This window comes from Gemmobacter megaterium, from assembly GCF_900156815.1.
GTDB lineage: Bacteria > Pseudomonadota > Alphaproteobacteria > Rhodobacterales > Rhodobacteraceae > Wagnerdoeblera > Wagnerdoeblera megaterium.
The window spans coordinates 748,719-764,998 of sequence record NZ_FTOT01000001.1 but is presented as its reverse complement, the minus strand read 5'-3'; the positions used below and the strand labels follow the sequence as shown (position 1 = coordinate 764,998).

The 16,280-nt window shown below is 66.4% G+C and carries 18 protein-coding genes; 13 read left to right on the top strand and 5 right to left on the bottom strand.

The window, feature by feature from the left end:
* Positions 1–10: 10 nt before the first annotated feature.
* The 5 genes from BW970_RS03620 to ccmI form a co-directional block, all read right to left on the bottom strand.
* Positions 11–1,249: an MFS transporter gene (locus tag BW970_RS03620; protein ID WP_076528743.1), complete on the bottom strand. Its 1,239-nt coding sequence runs from the start codon at positions 1,247–1,249 to the stop codon at positions 11–13.
* Positions 1,250–1,304: 55 nt separating this feature from the next.
* Positions 1,305–2,597, bottom strand: a complete 1,293-nt coding sequence (serS, locus tag BW970_RS03615; RefSeq protein ID WP_076528741.1) for a serine--tRNA ligase — start codon at positions 2,595–2,597, stop codon at positions 1,305–1,307.
* A 75-nt stretch (positions 2,598–2,672) separates the two neighbouring features.
* Positions 2,673–2,858 carry a DUF1289 domain-containing protein gene (locus BW970_RS03610; RefSeq protein WP_076528739.1) on the bottom strand — a complete coding sequence of 62 codons (186 nt, stop codon included), beginning with the start codon at positions 2,856–2,858 and terminating at the stop codon, positions 2,673–2,675.
* Complete coding sequence (gene ruvX, locus BW970_RS03605) at positions 2,855–3,340, bottom strand: Holliday junction resolvase RuvX (protein ID WP_076528737.1); 486 nt, start codon at positions 3,338–3,340, stop codon at positions 2,855–2,857. The genes BW970_RS03610 and ruvX overlap by 4 nt, the downstream gene beginning before the upstream one ends.
* On the bottom strand, positions 3,337–4,587 hold the full coding sequence (gene ccmI / locus BW970_RS03600) for a c-type cytochrome biogenesis protein CcmI (protein ID WP_076528735.1): 1,251 nt from the start codon (positions 4,585–4,587) through the stop codon (positions 3,337–3,339). Before ccmI ends, ruvX begins: the two co-directional genes overlap by 4 nt.
* A 163-nt stretch (positions 4,588–4,750) precedes the next feature.
* On the opposite strand from ccmI, the gene BW970_RS03595 reads away from it, so the two are divergent.
* The 13 genes from BW970_RS03595 to BW970_RS03535 all read left to right on the top strand — a co-directional run bounded on the left by BW970_RS03595 (position 4,751) and on the right by BW970_RS03535 (position 16,272).
* Positions 4,751–5,998: a sarcosine oxidase subunit beta family protein gene (locus tag BW970_RS03595; protein WP_076528733.1), complete on the top strand. Its 1,248-nt coding sequence runs from the start codon at positions 4,751–4,753 to the stop codon at positions 5,996–5,998.
* A gap of 235 nt (positions 5,999–6,233) precedes the next feature.
* Entirely contained in the window at positions 6,234–6,530 is a 297-nt protein-coding gene (locus tag BW970_RS03590) for a hypothetical protein (RefSeq protein WP_076528731.1), read from the top strand.
* An 84-nt stretch (positions 6,531–6,614) separates the two neighbouring features.
* Positions 6,615–6,935, top strand: a complete 321-nt coding sequence (locus BW970_RS03585; protein ID WP_076528729.1) for a sarcosine oxidase subunit delta — start codon at positions 6,615–6,617, stop codon at positions 6,933–6,935.
* Positions 6,932–9,913 carry a sarcosine oxidase subunit alpha family protein gene (locus tag BW970_RS03580; RefSeq protein ID WP_076528727.1) on the top strand — a complete coding sequence of 994 codons (2,982 nt, stop codon included), beginning with the start codon at positions 6,932–6,934 and terminating at the stop codon, positions 9,911–9,913. Before BW970_RS03585 ends, BW970_RS03580 begins: the two co-directional genes overlap by 4 nt.
* A complete protein-coding gene (locus BW970_RS03575; protein ID WP_076528725.1) occupies positions 9,906–10,460 on the top strand; it encodes a sarcosine oxidase subunit gamma in 555 nt (184 codons plus the stop codon). Before BW970_RS03580 ends, BW970_RS03575 begins: the two co-directional genes overlap by 8 nt.
* Positions 10,461–10,517: 57 nt before the next feature.
* Positions 10,518–10,895, top strand: a complete 378-nt coding sequence (locus BW970_RS03570; protein ID WP_076528723.1) for a DUF2237 family protein — start codon at positions 10,518–10,520, stop codon at positions 10,893–10,895.
* 63 nt (positions 10,896–10,958) lie between these two features.
* The gene (locus tag BW970_RS03565) at positions 10,959–11,738 is read left to right on the top strand and encodes a crotonase/enoyl-CoA hydratase family protein (protein ID WP_076528721.1); all 780 of its coding nucleotides are present in this window, start codon (positions 10,959–10,961) and stop codon (positions 11,736–11,738) included.
* 255 nt (positions 11,739–11,993) lie between these two features.
* Positions 11,994–12,359 (top strand): NADH-quinone oxidoreductase subunit A, encoded by a 366-nt coding sequence (locus tag BW970_RS03560; RefSeq protein ID WP_076528719.1) that lies wholly within the window; start codon positions 11,994–11,996, stop codon positions 12,357–12,359.
* Positions 12,350–12,883: a NuoB/complex I 20 kDa subunit family protein gene (locus BW970_RS03555; RefSeq protein WP_188475518.1), complete on the top strand. Its 534-nt coding sequence runs from the start codon at positions 12,350–12,352 to the stop codon at positions 12,881–12,883. The genes BW970_RS03560 and BW970_RS03555 overlap by 10 nt, the downstream gene beginning before the upstream one ends.
* Before the next feature lie 12 nt (positions 12,884–12,895).
* A complete protein-coding gene (locus BW970_RS03550) occupies positions 12,896–13,501 on the top strand; it encodes an NADH-quinone oxidoreductase subunit C (RefSeq protein ID WP_076528717.1) in 606 nt (201 codons plus the stop codon).
* 47 nt (positions 13,502–13,548) lie between these two features.
* Entirely contained in the window at positions 13,549–14,757 is a 1,209-nt protein-coding gene (locus BW970_RS03545; protein WP_076528715.1) for an NADH-quinone oxidoreductase subunit D, read from the top strand.
* Between the two features lie 82 nt (positions 14,758–14,839).
* The gene (locus tag BW970_RS03540; protein ID WP_076528713.1) at positions 14,840–15,106 is read left to right on the top strand and encodes a hypothetical protein; all 267 of its coding nucleotides are present in this window, start codon (positions 14,840–14,842) and stop codon (positions 15,104–15,106) included.
* Entirely contained in the window at positions 15,106–16,272 is a 1,167-nt protein-coding gene (locus tag BW970_RS03535) for an NADH-quinone oxidoreductase subunit E (RefSeq protein WP_076528711.1), read from the top strand. Before BW970_RS03540 ends, BW970_RS03535 begins: the two co-directional genes overlap by 1 nt.
* The last annotated feature ends 8 nt before the right edge of the window (positions 16,273–16,280 follow it).

Genomic DNA, 16,280 nt, shown 5'->3' with positions numbered 1-16,280 from the left:
GGGCGCTCCTTCAGGCTGACGCCGCGGCTTTGCCAGCTTGGGGCGGGATTCGCAACCGGCCTGCGCGCCACATGATCCAGATGGCGATGCCGACGTTCAGCCCGTTCCACAGGATGCCGTTGATGAAGGCCAGTGCATAGCTTTGCGTCACATCGTGAATCCAGCCCGACATCCAGCCGCCGATCGCCATGCCCAGGATGGTGGCCATCATGATCAGCCCCACCCGCGCCCCTGCGACCGAGGCCGGCATGTATTCCCGCACGATCAGCGCGTAGGAGGGCAGCAGGCCACCTTGCGACAGGCCAAAGATCAGGCTGACGACATAGAGCGGCACCAGACCGTCGAACGGGATATACAGGAACAGCGCCACCATCTGCATCGAGCCGAACAGCAGCAGCGTGGCCACCCCGCCGATACGGTCCGAGATCACGCCGCCCGCAAGCCGCGACACCACCCCGCCCATCAGCATCAGCGACAGCATCTCGGCGCCCACGGCGGGGCCATAGCCCAGATCCATGCAATAGGCGACGATATGCACCTGCGGCATCGCCATGGCGACACAGCAGGCAATCCCCGCGACCAGCAACAACAGCGTCAGGGTATTGGCCGACATGCCCGCATTCATGGCCCGGCTGGCGGCGGCACGGTCGGACGCCGCCCTGGCCTCGGCCGGGGCGCGGGCGCGCAGGGCCCAGGCCAGCGGCGGCACCACCACGATCAGCACCGCCCCGACCATGGCATAGGCCCATTGCCAGCCCCAGGCCGCGATCCAGACATTCAGCAGCAGCGGCCAAGTCACCCCGGCCATGTAATTGGCAGAGGCCGCCACCGACATCGCAATGCCGCGCCGCTTGAGAAACCAGTGCGAGATATCGGCCATCAGGGGCGCCAGCCCGCCCGCGCTGCCAAGGCCCACGACGAACTGTGCCAGCGCCACCAGCCAGACGGTCGGTGCAAAGGCCGCCGCCAGATGCCCGGTGCCCACCAGCGCCGCCGCGCCCAACAAGGTGGGCACGACGCCCGCGCGGTCCACCATGCGGCCCGTGACCACATTCCCAAGCGCAAAGCCCAGCATCGTGATGACAAAGATCAGCGAGGCATCGGCACGGGTCAGGCCAAAGGCCCGTTCCATCTGCGGCATGATGACGATGATCGTCCACATGCCTGCATTGACGAAAATGCCGACCAGCATGGTCACGCCAAGGCGCAGCCACGATCTGCGGCTGTCCAGCACGGTTGTGGGTGTCATGCAGTGCCCTCCCTGATCCGGCGCCACTCTGGACGCCGCATCAGGCAAGTGCAAGTCAGGCCAGATCGCCCTGTGCCGTGATCCGCGTGCGGCCGCGCAGGTAGGGGTGCAGCACCTCGGGCAGCTCGACCGAGCCATCGGCCTGCTGACCGTTTTCCAGCACGGCAATCAGCGTGCGCCCCACCGCCAGGCCCGAGCCGTTCAGCGTGGCGATGAAATCGGGCTTGCCGCCGCCCGCAGGGCGATAGCGCCCGTTCATCCGGCGGGCCTGGAACTGTCCGCAGGTCGAGACCGAGGAAATCTCGCGGTAGCGGTTCTGGCCGGGCAACCAGACCTCCAGATCATGCGTCTTTTGCGCGCCAAAGCCGATGTCCCCGGCGCAGAGCACGACGACGCGGTAGGGCAGCCCCAGCTTTTGCAGGATCGCCTCGGCGCAGCCCGTCATCCGCTCGTGCTCCGCCAGCGCGGCTTCCGGCGTGCACAGCGTCACCATCTCGACCTTTTCGAACTGGTGCTGACGCAGCATTCCCGTGGTGTCCTTGCCCGCCGACCCGGCCTCGGAGCGGAAACAGTGGGTGGCGGCGGTCATGCGGATGGGCAACTGCGATTCGTCGTAGATCTCGCCGGCCGCAAAGTTGGTCATGGTGACTTCCGACGTCGGTATCAGCCACCAGCCATTCGTGGTCTGATAGCTGTCCTCGGCGAATTTCGGCAGTTGATTGGTGCCGTACATCGCATCTTCCTTGACCAGGACGGGGGTCCAGGTCTCGGTCAGGCCATGCTCTTCGACATGGGTGTCGACCATGAACTGCGCCAGCGCGCGATGCACGCGGGTCACGGCCCCCTTGAGCACGACAAAGCGGCTGCCCGACAATTTGGCGGCTGTTTCAAAGTCCATGCCGGGTTTCACGGCCGGGATCTCGAAATGCTCGACCGGGGCAAAGTTCATCTCGCGCGGGGTGCCCCAGCGGCGCAGCTCCATATTGGCGTCTTCGTCGGCGCCATCGGGGATCTCGTCCAGCACGATGTTGGGCAGGGTCATCAACAGATCGCGTAGCGCGGCATCCTGGGCCGTGGCCTCGGTCTGCAACCGGGCAACCTCGGCCTTTTTCTCGGCCACCAGGGCGCGCAGGCGTTCGAATTCGGCATCATCGCCGCGTGCCTTGGCGGCGCCCACGTCCTTGCTGGCCTTGTTCTGATCCGCCTGCGCGGTTTCGGCGGCCAGGATCTTGGCCCGCCGGTCATTGTCCAGCGCCAGAATCTGCGACGACATCGGCGCGGCACCCCGGCGCGAGAGGGCGCGGTCAAAGGCTTCGGGCGCTTCGCGGATCAGGCGGATGTCGTGCATGGGCTGGCTCCTGTCAGGGATTCCGGTGGATTGGCGGCCTTATGGCGGAATTCGGCGCGCGATGTAAGGCAGATGCTAGCGCGACGGCGCGGCTGCGGCGCGGGTGCCACGGGCGGGCAAATCGGCCATGATCCGGCGGCGAACCTCTGGCGACAGGCCCGACCAGGCGACAATCTCGTCCAGCGTGCGGTGGCAGCCGGTGCAGATCTCGCCCGATGCGTCCAACTGGCAGATATTGATGCAGGGCGACTCGATCGTCATGTGCCGGTCCGCCCCAGATGGCCCAGCCGGTCCAGCGCACCTTGCAGGATATATCCGGCGGCCACATGGTCGATCAACTGCGCCCGGCGTGCGCGGGAGGTATCGGCCTCCAGCAGCGCGCGTTCGGCGGCCACGGTGGACAGCCGTTCGTCCCAGAAGGTCAGCGGCAGCGGGGTTAGCCGGGTCAGGTTGCGAGCAAAGGCGCGGGTCGATTGCGCGCGCGGCCCTTCGGAGCCGTCCATGTTGCGCGGCAGACCGAGGACGAGCCCCTTGATCTCGCGCTCGGCCACCAGTTTCAGCAAGGTTTCGGCATCCAGCGTGAACTTCTCGCGCCGGATGGTCAGAACGGGGGTTGCCACATTGCGCAGGCTGTCGGAAATGGCGACGCCAATGGTCTTGGTGCCCAGATCAAGGCCCGCCAGCGCGCCGATGCGGGGCAGGGCGGCGGCAAAGCCCGCGATATCCTCGTGGATCGTGGTCATTTGATCAACCCTGCCTCGCGGGCGGCGGCTGTCACCTCTGCCAGATCGGCCTCGCGGCCCTGAAACCGCTCTTGTGCCTCGCCCCAGATGGCCTTGGCGCGATCGGTATCGCCCAGCACCCCCAGCGCGCGGATCAGCCGCGCCCATTCCGGCGCAGTGCCGCCTTCGGTTGCCAGGCGGTTCATCAGCCCGTCCACCATGCCCCGGATCATCTGCTGGCGATCCTCGGGCGACATGTCGCGCGAGGCCGCAATCGCATCGGCATCGGGGCCGGGCAGGGGCGCGCTGCGCAAGGGCGGCATTTCGTAGCGGTGCTGGCCCGCCAGCCAGGCGACATCGGGCAGTTCCGCGCGCAGGGCTGCCACCCATGGGTCTGCCTCGGTGCTGGATTGCCACAGGGGCGCCCAGAACCGGAACGCCAGATCGAACCGTCCGGTCTGGGTGAACATCAGGCCGGAATAATACCGTGCCATGCCGTTCGCGGCGTCCTTTTCCAGGGCGGCCGCCAGCACGGATTCGGCCTCGGGCGTGACAAGCCCGCCAGCGGCCGCCACCATCAACTCGGCCTGCACGGCCAGATCGTCGGCCGTGGCCACCGGGCCCTTCAAGGCGACGACCATGCCCTGCGCACGGGCGGCGGCCCCATAATTGCCCAGCATCGCCTCGTTCCGGGCCAGCAGTTCCTGCCCGCGCAGATCGTTCGGACGCTCTGTCATGGCTTTGCGCAACTGCACCATCAGCTCGGCATGGCGTGGATCGGCCGCCTGCGGCGCGGGCGGCAATGCGGCTGCGGCACGCACTTCGGCTTCGGGCTGGCGAGGACGGTCCGCGCGCATCGCTTCGGCGCTGGCAAGGCGCGCGGACAGCGGCATATCGCCCAGGCCGGGATGACCCAGCCAGGCATAGGCGCCAAATCCGATTGCCGCGATGGCGCCCATCAGGCCGACTGCGGCCAGTGCGCGGGCCGGCCCCCCGGTCTGCGCCGTGCCCTTGACCTGCATGGCCTGATCCGCCGCCAGAACCCGGCGACCGATCTCGGTCCGCAGGCGGGCTGCCTCCTCCTCTGCGATGACGCCCCGCGCCAGATCGCGCTCCACCTCGGCCAACTGGTCGCGGTAGACCTTGAGGTCAAATGCGGCGGCAGGGCTGGCCCCGGCCATCCGTCCGCGGATCAGCGCCGCAACCATCAGTCCCGCCACCGCAAGCGTCATCGCCACCGTGACTGCCCAGAACAGAATGCTGTGCATACCTTCCCCTTTGCTTGTCCCCATGTAGCGGTTGCGGGCCGCCGGAAAAAGCCCGAACGCGCGCCGTGATGTCGCATCCGGTGCAATGCCGCGTGATGCCCCCCTTTGCGAGGCCCGCTGCACGCGGTAGGACTGGGGCAACAGTCAGACATCGGGCCGCGCCATGAACCGTTATTCCGTCTTTGCCCTTGCCCGCGCGGCGTTGGACCGGCACCAGGGATGGGGCCGGGCGTGGCGCGATGCCGCACCAAAGACACGCTATGACGTGGTGATCGTCGGCGCCGGGGGCCATGGGCTTGCAACGGCCCATTACCTGGCCAGAAACCACGGCATCACCAATGTCGCCGTTCTGGAAAAGGGCTGGCTGGGCGGCGGCAATACCGGGCGCAACACGACGATCATCCGGTCGAACTATCTTCAGGATGCCTCGGCGGCGATCTATGAAAAGTCCCGCAGCCTGTACGAGACGCTGAGCCAGGATCTGAACTACAATGTGATGTTCAGCCCGCGCGGCCTGCTGATGCTGGCTCAGACCGAGCACGAGATGAAAGCCTATCGGCGCACCGTCCACGCCAATCTGTTGCAGGGGGTCCAGACGGAATGGATCGGCCCGCAGCGCGTCAAGGACCTGGTGCCGATGATCCGGATCGAGGGGCCGCGCTACCCGGTTCTGGGCGCGCTGTATCAGCCGCGCGGCGGTACGGCGCGGCATGATGCCGTCGCCTGGGGCTATGCCCGCGCCTGTTCGGCGATGGGCGTGGACATCATCCAGAACTGCGAGGTCACGGGGATCGATCAGCGCGACGGGCGTGTCACGGGGGTGCGCACAACGCGCGGCGATATCGGCTGCGACCGGCTGGGGCTGGTGGTGGCGGGCCATTCCGGCGTGCTTGCGGGCATGGCCGGGTTCCGCCTGCCTATTGAATCGGTGGCCTTGCAGGCGCTGGTGTCCGAGCCGGTCAAGCCGATGCTGGATGTCGTGGTCATGGCCAACACCGTGCATGGCTACATCAGCCAGTCCGACAAGGGCGAACTGGTGATCGGCGGCGGCAGCGACGGGTTCAACAACTACACCCAGCGCGGCAGCTTCCATCACATCGAGGAAACCCTGCGCGCGCTGATCGAGACCTTTCCGGCCATTTCGCGCATGAAGATGCTGCGGCAATGGGGCGGTATCGTGGACATGACCGGGGACCGCTCTCCGATCATTTCGACAACACCGCTCGGGGGATGTTTCGTCAACTGTGGCTGGGGGACCGGCGGGTTCAAGGCGATTCCGGGCTCTGGCTGGGCGATGGCCGATCTGATGGCGCGGGGCACGCCCGGCCCGCTGGCCGCCGATTTCAGCATGTTCCGCTTCCGCGAGGGCCGGTTCATTGATGAAAGCGTGGCAGCGGGAGTGGCGCATTGAGGGCGGTGTTTCCCGTCATGGCAACGGTCCCGGCAGGCCATGCCCGCAGTGGCGTTGCCGATCCGGGCGCCTGCGCCCGTCGACGCCTGCCGCGTCCGCGTCCTGCGCGGGAACCAGCCCATGCCGCGGCCGGAAATCGGCCCGTTTCCGCCAGCGATCAGGGGAGCCGGAACCACGCCGACTCTGGCCGCGTTTCTGCTGTGTCCGCAACACAGGAGAAAAAGGAGACATCGCCATGGCCTATGAACATGACCGCATCACCGGAAACCAGATGGACCCGCGCCGTCCGTATCGCGAGGGATCGGAGGGAAGTGGCGGGGTGCTGCTGGTTCTGGGGGGGGCTGTCCTTGCCGTCATCCTTGCCATGTTCCTGCTTGGTGGTGGCGGCGAACAGCCCTCGGTCACAGACCAGCCCGTTGTGCCTGCCCAGCCGCAGACCACGGCACCGGCCGCGCCCGAAGCCACAGCCCCGACCCAGCCCGAGGTCGTGCTGCCCCCGGCAGAGCAGCCTGCGCCTGCGCCCGTCGACTGACGGCCGCCAGACCATGACCGATCCGAACCCGATGGCCGGGGAGCGTGTCCGCTCCCCGGCCTGTTTGCTGTCAAGAGCCCTGCCATGCTGATGCTGACCTGCCCCGCCTGTGGCGTCACCGCCGAAGAAACCGAATTCGCCCCCGGCGGCGAGGCGCATCTGACCCGTCAGGGGCCGGGCTCCGGGGAGGCTGCATTCGAAGGCTATCTCTTTGCGCGCAAGAACCCGAAGGGCGTGCATTTCGAACGCTGGCGCCATGCCTATGGCTGCGGCAAGTGGTTCCATGCCGCGCGCTGTACCGCGACGCTGGAGGTGTTCGGAACCTATCCCATGGGCAGCGCGCCGCCGCCCGATCTGATCGCGCGGCTTCAGGCCCGCCGACCCGACCGGGAGGGCCGGGCATGAGCACCCGCCTGGCAAGGGGCGGGCGCCTGATCGACCGCAGCGCGCCGCTGGACTTCACCTTCGACGGCGCGAAGTTGCGCGGCTACGAGGGGGATACCCTGGCCTCGGCCTTGTTGGCGAATGGCCGGATGCTGATGGGGCGCAGTTTCAAGTACCATCGCCCGCGCGGCCCTGTCGCCTCGGGTGTCGAAGAGCCGAATGCGCTGGTAAATCTGGGGCTTGGCGCGCGATCCGAACCCAATGTCAGAGCGACGACGACCGAACTGTTCGACGGGCTGACCGCCACCAGCCAGAACCGCTGGCCAAGTCTGGCCTTTGATCTGGGGGCGGTGAACGGCGCCATGTCGCGTTTGCTGCCTGCGGGATTCTACTACAAGACCTTCATGTTCCCGCGCCAGTTCTGGAAACACCTGTTCGAGCCGGTGATCCGTCACTCTGCCGGGCTGGGCCGCCCGCCCAGAGACCGGGACGCCGACCGCTATGAACAGATCCATGCCTTTTGCGATGTTCTTGTGGCGGGCGGCGGCGTGGCCGGGCTGTCTGCGGCCTTGGCGGCGGCGCGCAGGGGGCTGCGCGTGATGCTGCTGGAACAGGGGGCCGGTTGGGGCGGACGCGCGCCGGTCGATGGCGGCACCATCGACGGAGAGCCTGTCGAGACGTGGATCAGGAATGCCGTTCAGGCCCTTGAGTCACTGGAGAATGTCACGATGCGGGTGCGCTGCATGGTGGCAGGTGTGCACGATCATGGCTACGTTCTGGCCGAAGAACGCATCGCCGATCACACCCCCGGAGACGGGCGCCCGCGGCGGCGTCTGTGGCGGATTCGCGCCGGACGTGTGATCGCGGCCACCGGGGCGCTGGAGCGGCCCTTGGCCTTTGCCGGGAATGATCGCCCCGGCGTCCTGCTGGCCAGTGCCGTGCGTGATTATCTGGTGAACTGGGCGGTCAGCCCCGGTGATCGCACGGTGGTCGTGACCAACACGGACGATGCCTATCGCACGGCCATTGCCCTGCACGAGGCGGGGCTGTCGGTGCCGGTGGTTCTGGACCTGCGCGAGCGGGCCGATGGCGCCTTGCCGCAACAGGCCCGTGCCCTTGGTCTTCGGATCGAGACGGGCAAGGGGATTGCCGGGGTGCTCGGTCGCAACCGGGTCACAGGCGTGCAGATCTGTTTGCAGGCGGGTGAGGGCGCTGTGCTGGAAACGGTTGACTGCGATGCCGTCGCCATGTCGGGCGGTTGGTCCCCCGTTGTCCATCTGTGGAGCCATTGCGGCGGCAAACTGCTGTGGGATGAGGCGGCGACCATGTTCCGCCCCGATCCGGCGCGCCCGCCGACCGGCGCCGATGGGGCGCCGATGGTGGCGTGCGCCGGGGCGGCTTCGGGTGCGTTGGGGCTGGCGGAGTGTCTGGCGGGTGGCCATGCCAGTGCCGGTGGCACCGGCCCCGCGCCTGTGGGCGTGACCCCCGACGAGGCGGCGACAGAGCCGGTCTGGATCATGCCGCAGGGGGCGCCGGTCGCGCTGCGCGACAAGATGTGGCTGGATTTCCAGAATGACGTCAAGGTCTCTGACATCCAGCTTGCCGCGCGCGAGGGGTTCACATCGGTCGAACATGCCAAGCGGTACACCACGCTGGGCATGGCGACGGATCAGGGAAAGATGAGCAATATCAATGGAATTGCTGTTCTTTCTCAGGCATTGGATGAGGCGATTCCGCAGGTGGGAACCACCACCTTCCGCCCCCCCTACACGCCTGTGACCTTCGGCGCGCTGGCGGGCGAGGCGCGGGACGGTCTGTTCCAGCCGCTCCGCCGTACCCCGCTTCACGACTGGCACGAGGCGCATGGCGCCGTATGGGAGCCGGTGGGTCTGTGGCGTCGCCCCCATGCCTATCCCCTGGGCGGGGAGACCACCGAACAGGCGATCCGGCGCGAGGTGCTTGCCGTGCGGCAGGCGGTCGGGATGCTCGATGCCTCGACTCTTGGCAAGATCCTTGTGCAAGGGCCTGATGCGGGACGGTTTCTTGACATGATGTACAGCAATGTCATGTCTGGCCTTCCGATCGGGCGCTGCCGCTACGGTCTGATGCTGAACGAACAGGGCTTCGTGATGGATGATGGCGTCGTGGCCCGGCTGTCCGAGGACAGTTGGCTGTGCCACACGACCAGCGGCGGATCTGACCGCATCCATGCCTGGATGGAGGACTGGCTGCAATGCGAATGGCCGGAGTGGCAGGTCTTTGCGCTCAACCTGACGGAGCAGTTCGGCCAGATCACCATTGCCGGTCCACGGGCGCGCGATCTGCTGGAAACGTTGGGCGGGATGGATCTGTCGTCCGGGGCGCTGCCCTGCATGGCCTGGGCTGAGGGCGAGTTGGCGGGCGTTCCGGTGCGTGTCTATCGTATCTCGTTCACGGGCGAGTTGTCCTTTGAACTGGCCGTGCCTGCAAACCGCGTCCGCGCCCTGTGGGACCGGCTGGTGGCCGAAGGCGCGGCCTTGGGTGCGCAGCCGCATGGCACCGGGGCGCTGCATGTGCTGCGCGCGGAAAAGGGGTTCATCATTGTCGGAGACGAGACGGATGGCACCGTCACGCCCCATGATCTGAACATGGGCTGGGCCGTTTCCCGCAAGAAGGCCGATTTCATCGGCAAGCGGGGGCTGGAGCGGGTGGCGCTGTCTGCCGCCGACCGCTGGCGTCTGGTGGGGCTGGAGACGCTGGATGGCGCGGTGCTGCCCGAGGGTGCCTATGCCGTGGCCGACGGGCTGAACGCCAATGGCCAGCGCAACACGCAAGGGCGCGTGACCTCGACCTATTATTCCCCCACGCTGAAGCGGGGGATCGCGCTGGGACTGGTGCGGCACGGGCCGGAGCGGCTGGGCGAGGTGCTGGAGTTTCCCACCACGGAGGGTACGAGGATACGGGCGCGCATCGTCGATCCGGTGGTCTATGACAAGGAAGGGGCGCGTCAGAATGTCTGATCCGGTTTCCACGGCACTCGCCGGTGCGCGTCATGTCGGATATGTCACCATCGAGGAGGCCGGGCCCGTCGGCATGATCACCCTGCGCTGCCGCGCCGACGTTGCACCTGCACTGGCCGCGCTGAATCTGCCGGTGCCGGGGCAGCGCCGCATCGTCGGGGCAGGCGCGCGGCGGGTTGCGTGGATGTCGCCCGATGAATGGCTGATCCTCTTGCCGCCCGCAGACGTGGCGCGCGCGACCGCCGCGCTGACGGCGGCGCTGGCCGGGCAGCCGCATCTGTGCGCCGATGTTTCGGATGCCCGCGCGGTTCTGCATCTGCACGGGCCGCGGGTGCGCGAGGTGTTGGCCAAGGCCTGTCCGGTCGATCTGGGCCGCATGACGCCGGGCGAAATGCGCCGCAGCCGCGCAGGCCAGATCGCCGCCGCATTCTGGCTGGAGGATGACCGGACGGCCACGGTGCTGTGCTATCGATCCGTCGCCCGCTATGCCTTTGATCTTTTCGCCATGCTGGCGCGACCCGGATCCGAAGTGGGGCTGTTCGACTAGGGCGGCTTGGCCGGGGCCTGCGTCTGGGCTAGGCTAGGGCCAGAGCAGGGGGTGGCAATGCGCGACGCGTCGATCAACGTTCTGGGTGGCAGGCTGGAACCCTGTTCCACCGCCCCGGTCACAGGGTTTTTCCGCAATGGATGTTGCGACACCGGACCGGCCGACCGGGGCCTGCATACGGTTTGCGCCGTGATGACGGCTGAATTTCTGGCCATGTCGAAATATCTGGGGAACGATCTGTCGACGCCACGCCCCGAGTTCGGCTTTGCCGGGCTGAAGCCGGGCGACCGTTGGTGCCTGTGCGCTGCGCGGTTCCTGCAAGCGCACGAAGAGGGGGCGGCCCCCGATCTGCATCTGGCTGCCACGCATCGGCGCACGCTGGATGTGGTGCCGCTGGAGATCCTGCGCCGCTATGCCGTCGAGGCGGGCAACTAGCCCGATTGCGTCGCGTCGCCCGGAATGTCAGAAGGCGCCCAACCGAAAGCAGGGAGGCTGTCGATGGAAACGATCCGGATCGAGGTGGACGGGCGCGGCGTCGCGCGTCTGGTTCTGGCGCGGGCCGACAAGCACAATGCGCTGTCGTCGCGCATGATTGCGGAACTGACCGAGGCCGTGGGCCGCCTGGCGCGCGATCCGGCGGTGCGGGTGGTCGTGCTGTCGGCGGATGGCCAGAGCTTCTGCGCCGGGGGCGATCTGGGCTGGATGCAGGACCAGATGCGCGCCGATGGCGCGACGCGGGCGCGTGAGGCGACCAGACTGGCCGATATGCTGGGGGCGCTGAACCGGCTGCCAAAGCCGCTGGTCGGCTGTGTGCAGGGCAATGCCTTTGGCGGTGGCATCGGGATGATGGCGGTCTGCGATGTGGCGATCGGCGCCGATACGGCCCGCTTTGGCCTGACGGAAACCCGGCTGGGGCTGATCCCCGCCACCATCGGGCCCTATGTCGTGGCACGGATGGGCGAGGCGATGGCGCGTCGCGTGTTCTTTTCCGCCCGTCTGTTCGATGCCGAAGAGGCGGTGCGTCTGGGCCTGCTGGCCCGCGCGGTCGCGCCGGCCGATCTGGAGGCTGCGGTAGAGGCCGAAGTCGCCCCCTATCTGTCCTGCGCGCCCGGTGCCGTGGCCGAGGCCAAGCAACTGGTCCGCCGCCTGGGCCCGCCGATTGACGAGGCCGTGATCGCCGAGACCATCGCCGCGCTGGTCGAGCGGTGGGAGAGTGCCGAGGCAGCCGAAGGAATCGCCGCCTTTTTCGACAAGCGCAAGCCGGGCTGGGCAAGCTGAACCCGGCGGGAAAGCCGGATCGATTCTGTCTGGAATGCCCCCCGGTCATCCTTGTGACCGGGAAAATTTCCGCGATGCGGCATCTTTGCATCACGGGCCGCCAATCCCTGCACGCCATGGTATGCAGGGGCGAATTTAGCCCTTGTGTCAGCGGTATCGGACGACCGGCTTTGGTTGACCGTCGCGGGGGTCAGGAGTAAACGGGAGCCGGGCGCCTCGCTGCGCCGCAGGGTCCGCAAGCCGAAGGAGCAAGCCTTGGACGCGCTTCTCAGAGAATATCTGCCCATCCTAATGCTGTTGGCACTGACGATCGCGCTTGGCCTGATCCTCATTCTGGCGGCTGCCGTTCTGGCCGTGCGCCGACCGGACCCGGAAAAGGTTTCGGCCTATGAATGCGGGTTCAACGCCTTTGACGATGCCCGGATGAAGTTCGACGTGCGGTTCTACCTCGTGTCGATCCTGTTCATCATCTTCGATCTGGAAGTGGCCTTCCTGTTCCCCTGGGCCGTGGCCTTCGGGGATCTGTCGATGACGGCCTTCTGGTCGATGATGGTGTTCCTTGGCGTGCTGACTGTCGGCTTCGCCTATGAATGGAAGAAAGGGGCGCTGGAATGGGAGTGATGACCGGGGCGAACACCGCCGGAGCAGACCGCGAGGTCGCCACCCAGGCGCTGAACCGCGAGTTGCAGGACAAGGGCTTTCTGCTGACCTCGACCGAAGACATCATCAACTGGGCGCGCAACGGCTCGCTGCACTGGATGACCTTCGGCCTGGCCTGCTGCGCGGTCGAGATGATCCAGATGTCGATGCCGCGCTATGACGTGGAACGCTTTGGCACCGCGCCGCGCGCCTCGCCGCGCCAGTCGGACCTGATGATCGTTGCGGGCACGCTGACCAACAAGATGGCCCCGGCCCTGCGCAAGGTCTATGACCAGATGCCGGAGCCGCGCTATGTGATCTCGATGGGTAGCTGTGCCAATGGTGGCGGCTACTATCATTACAGCTATTCCGTCGTGCGCGGCTGCGACCGCGTGGTTCCGGTGGACATCTATGTTCCCGGCTGCCCCCCCACGGCCGAGGCGCTGCTGTACGGCATCTTGCAGTTGCAGCGGAAAATCCGCCGCACCGGCACCCTTGTGCGCTGAGAGGAGGCGGAAATGACGGACGCCCTGAACGAACTCGGCACCTATATCGAGGCCAAGCGCGGCGAGGATGTGGCCGGTTGGTCCATCGCCTTTGGCGAGTTGATGGTGGAAATCCTGCCAGGGCGGGTCGTGCCGTTCATGGACTTCCTGAAATCCGATCCGACCTGCCGCTTTGGCACGCTGGTCGACATCACGGCCATCGACTGGCCAGAGCGCGCCAAGCGTTTCGATGTGGTCTGGCATCTGCTGTCGATGCACCGCAACCAGCGTATCCGCATCAAGACCGCCATCGAGGAGGATCAGATGGTCCCCTCGTCAGTATCGGTCTGGCCCGCGGCGAACTGGTTCGAGCGCGAGGTGTTCGACATGTTCGGGATCCTGTTCTCGGGCCACCCCGATCTGCGCCGCCTGCTGACCGATTATGGTTTCCGCGGCCATCCGCTGCGCAAGGATTTTCCCACCACCGGCTACACCGAAGTGCGGTATGACGAGGTGCAGAAACGGGTTGTCTATGAGCCCGTCAAGCTGGTGCAGGAATACCGGCAGTTCGACTTCCTCAGCCCGTGGGAAGGGGCGCAGTACATCCTGCCCGGCGACGACAAGGCGGAGGCGAAGTGATGCATCTGGCCACCCCAGTCGGCACTGCGGCGTAAGGAGAGCGAGAGATGGACGGCAAGTTCGACAGCCCGCTGACCGGCGAGCAGAAGATCCGCAACTTCAACATCAACTTCGGACCGCAGCACCCGGCGGCCCACGGCGTTCTGCGTCTTGTGCTGGAGCTGGACGGCGAGATCGTGGAACGGGCCGACCCCCATGTCGGCCTGCTGCATCGCGGCACCGAAAAGCTGATGGAGTCGCGGACCTATCTGCAGAACCTGCCATATCTTGACCGGCTGGATTACGTGGCGCCGATGAACCAGGAACATGCCTGGTGTCTGGCCATCGAAAAGCTGACGGGCACGGCGATCCCGCGCCGCGCCAGCCTGATCCGTGTGCTGTTCTCGGAAATCGGCCGGGTGCTGAACCACCTGCTCAACGTGACCACCGGCGCGCTCGACATCGGCGCGCTGACCCCGCCCTTGTGGGGCTTTACCGCGCGCGAAGAGCTGATGGTGTTCTACGAACGCGCCTGCGGTGCGCGTCTTCACGCGGCCTATTTCCGGCCGGGCGGGGTGCATCAGGATCTGACCCCGCAGTTGCTGGACGACATCGACGCCTGGGCGGAACGTTTCCCCAAGCTGCTGGACGACATCGACGGCCTGCTGACCGAGAACCGCATCTTCAAGCAGCGCACGGTCGATATCGGCGTTGTGTCGGCAGAGGATGCCATCGCCTGGGGCTTTTCCGGCGTGATGGTGCGCGGCTCCGGGCTGGCCTGGGATTTGCGCCGTGCGCAGCCCTATGAATGCTATGATGAATTCGATTTCCAGATCCCCGTCGGCAAGAATGGCGACTGTTTCGACCGCTATCTGATCCGGATGCAGGAAATGCGGGAGTCGACCCGCATCATCCGTCAGGCCATCGCCAAGCTGCGGGTCGAACCGGGCGAGGTGCTGGCGCGCGGCAAGCTGGCGCCGCCCAAGCGCGCAGAGATGAAACGCTCGATGGAAGCGTTGATCCACCACTTCAAGCTTTATACCGAAGGGTTCCACGTTCCGGCGGGCGAGGTCTATGCCGCCGTCGAGGCGCCCAAGGGCGAGTTCGGGGTGTATATGGTGGCCGATGGCACGAACAAGCCGTGGCGCGCAAAGCTGCGGGCACCGGGCTTTGCCCATCTTCAGGCCACCGATCACATGACGCGGGGCCACCAGTTGGCCGATGTGTCGGCGATCATCGCCACGATGGATCTTGTGTTCGGGGAGGTCGACCGTTGATCGCCGCGCCCCGGTCCAACATGTGGTTCGTCCTGTCGGAACCCGCAAAGCGGCAGGGCCCCTGCCGGTGAGGAGTACGTCCATGTTCCGTTCTCTTGGCATTGTCGCGTTGCTGAGCCTTGGCGCTGCTGCCGCCCATGCGCAGGCAACCCCCGAGCAGGTGGAAAAGCTGGTGCAGGCCATTGTCGCGGCAGGCTGTGTCGTCACGCCTGACAACAACGCGACAATCCTGTCCGAGGCTGGATTGAATCAGGAATCGGCCTCTGTCGTGGTCAACGCCTTGCTGGGGCTGGGCCAGGCGGAAATCGTTGACGGCGATTTGCGGCTGAAAACGGCGGAGTGCAACTGATGCTGCGCAGGCTTGCCCATCACCAACCCGAAGGTTTTGCCTTTACCCCTGCCAACCAGGCATGGGCCGAAGCGCAGATCACCAAATATCCCGAGGGCCGTCAGGCCAGCGCGATCATTCCGCTGTTGTGGCGGGCGCAGGAACAGGAAGGCTGGCTGTCCAAGCCCGCCATCGAGGCCGTCGCCGATATGCTTGGCATGGCCTATATCCGCGCGCTGGAAGTGGCGACGTTCTACTTCATGTTCCAGCTTCATCCGGTTGGTGCTGTTGCGAATATTCAGATTTGTGGCACCACGTCCTGCATGATCTGCGGGGCCGAGGATCTGATGGAGGTCTGCAAGCGCCGCATCTCGCCCAAGCCGCATACGCTGTCGGCCGATGGCAAGTTCAGCTGGGAAGAGGTCGAATGCCTTGGCGCCTGCGCCAATGCGCCGATGGCCCAGATCGGCAAGGATTACTACGAGGATCTGAGTGCCGAAAAGCTGGACTGGCTGCTGGATGAACTGTCGGCTGGCCGGGTTCCGGTCCCTGGGCCGCAGAACGGGCGCTATTCGTCGGAACCGCTGTCGGGCCTGACCTCGCTGAAGGAGTTCGACTCCGGTCGCACGCAGTACAATGCCAGCGTTCAGGCCGCTGTGGACATCGGCGATACGGTCCGGCGCATCGACGGCACCGAAGTGCCGCTGATCGTGTCATGGCGCCGCAAGGAGGCCGAGGATGTGCCGTCGCGCGCGGCGGACGAGCCTGCGAAAGCGGCCTCCGGGATTGCGCCCAAGGCGGCGCAGGCTCTGGCCAAGGGCAAGCCCGAACTGGACGTGGCCAAGCCCGCAGGCGTCGCCGAAGCCGAGCCTGCCCAGACCGTTGCCGGCCCGGATGCCGAAGGGACGCAGCCCGCTGGGCTTGATGCGCCCCGCAGTGGCGCCGCCGATGATCTGAAGATCATCGAAGGTATCGGCCCGGTGCTGGAAAAGCTGTGCCATTCGCTGGGCATCTTCCATTTCGATCAGATCGCGGCCTGGGGGCCGTCAGAGATTGCGTGGATGGATGCCAATCTGAAAGGCTTCAAGGGCCGGGTGACCCGTGACAAATGGGTGGCGCAGGCAAAACTGATCGGCGACGTGGGGATCCCCGTATTCCTCGAACGCGCCAAGACGAACGACTACTGAGTCGGGCA

Bases quoted from the DNA above. Each gene is read 5' to 3' on its own strand.
- BW970_RS03620 (WP_076528743.1), bottom strand. From the start codon at position 1,249: ATGACACCCACAACCGTGCTGGACAGCCGCAGATCGTGGCTGCGCCTT.
- serS (WP_076528741.1), bottom strand. From the start codon at position 2,597: ATGCACGACATCCGCCTGATCCGCGAAGCGCCCGAAGCCTTTGACCGC.
- BW970_RS03610 (WP_076528739.1), bottom strand. From the start codon at position 2,858: ATGACGATCGAGTCGCCCTGCATCAATATCTGCCAGTTGGACGCATCG.
- ruvX (WP_076528737.1), bottom strand. From the start codon at position 3,340: ATGACCACGATCCACGAGGATATCGCGGGCTTTGCCGCCGCCCTGCCC.
- ccmI (WP_076528735.1), bottom strand. From the start codon at position 4,587: ATGCACAGCATTCTGTTCTGGGCAGTCACGGTGGCGATGACGCTTGCG.
- BW970_RS03595 (WP_076528733.1), top strand. From the start codon at position 4,751: ATGAACCGTTATTCCGTCTTTGCCCTTGCCCGCGCGGCGTTGGACCGG.
- BW970_RS03590 (WP_076528731.1), top strand. From the start codon at position 6,234: ATGGCCTATGAACATGACCGCATCACCGGAAACCAGATGGACCCGCGC.
- BW970_RS03585 (WP_076528729.1), top strand. From the start codon at position 6,615: ATGCTGATGCTGACCTGCCCCGCCTGTGGCGTCACCGCCGAAGAAACC.
- BW970_RS03580 (WP_076528727.1), top strand. From the start codon at position 6,932: ATGAGCACCCGCCTGGCAAGGGGCGGGCGCCTGATCGACCGCAGCGCG.
- BW970_RS03575 (WP_076528725.1), top strand. From the start codon at position 9,906: ATGTCTGATCCGGTTTCCACGGCACTCGCCGGTGCGCGTCATGTCGGA.
- BW970_RS03570 (WP_076528723.1), top strand. From the start codon at position 10,518: ATGCGCGACGCGTCGATCAACGTTCTGGGTGGCAGGCTGGAACCCTGT.
- BW970_RS03565 (WP_076528721.1), top strand. From the start codon at position 10,959: ATGGAAACGATCCGGATCGAGGTGGACGGGCGCGGCGTCGCGCGTCTG.
- BW970_RS03555 (WP_188475518.1), top strand. From the start codon at position 12,350: ATGGGAGTGATGACCGGGGCGAACACCGCCGGAGCAGACCGCGAGGTC.
- BW970_RS03550 (WP_076528717.1), top strand. From the start codon at position 12,896: ATGACGGACGCCCTGAACGAACTCGGCACCTATATCGAGGCCAAGCGC.
- BW970_RS03545 (WP_076528715.1), top strand. From the start codon at position 13,549: ATGGACGGCAAGTTCGACAGCCCGCTGACCGGCGAGCAGAAGATCCGC.
- BW970_RS03540 (WP_076528713.1), top strand. From the start codon at position 14,840: ATGTTCCGTTCTCTTGGCATTGTCGCGTTGCTGAGCCTTGGCGCTGCT.
- BW970_RS03535 (WP_076528711.1), top strand. From the start codon at position 15,106: ATGCTGCGCAGGCTTGCCCATCACCAACCCGAAGGTTTTGCCTTTACC.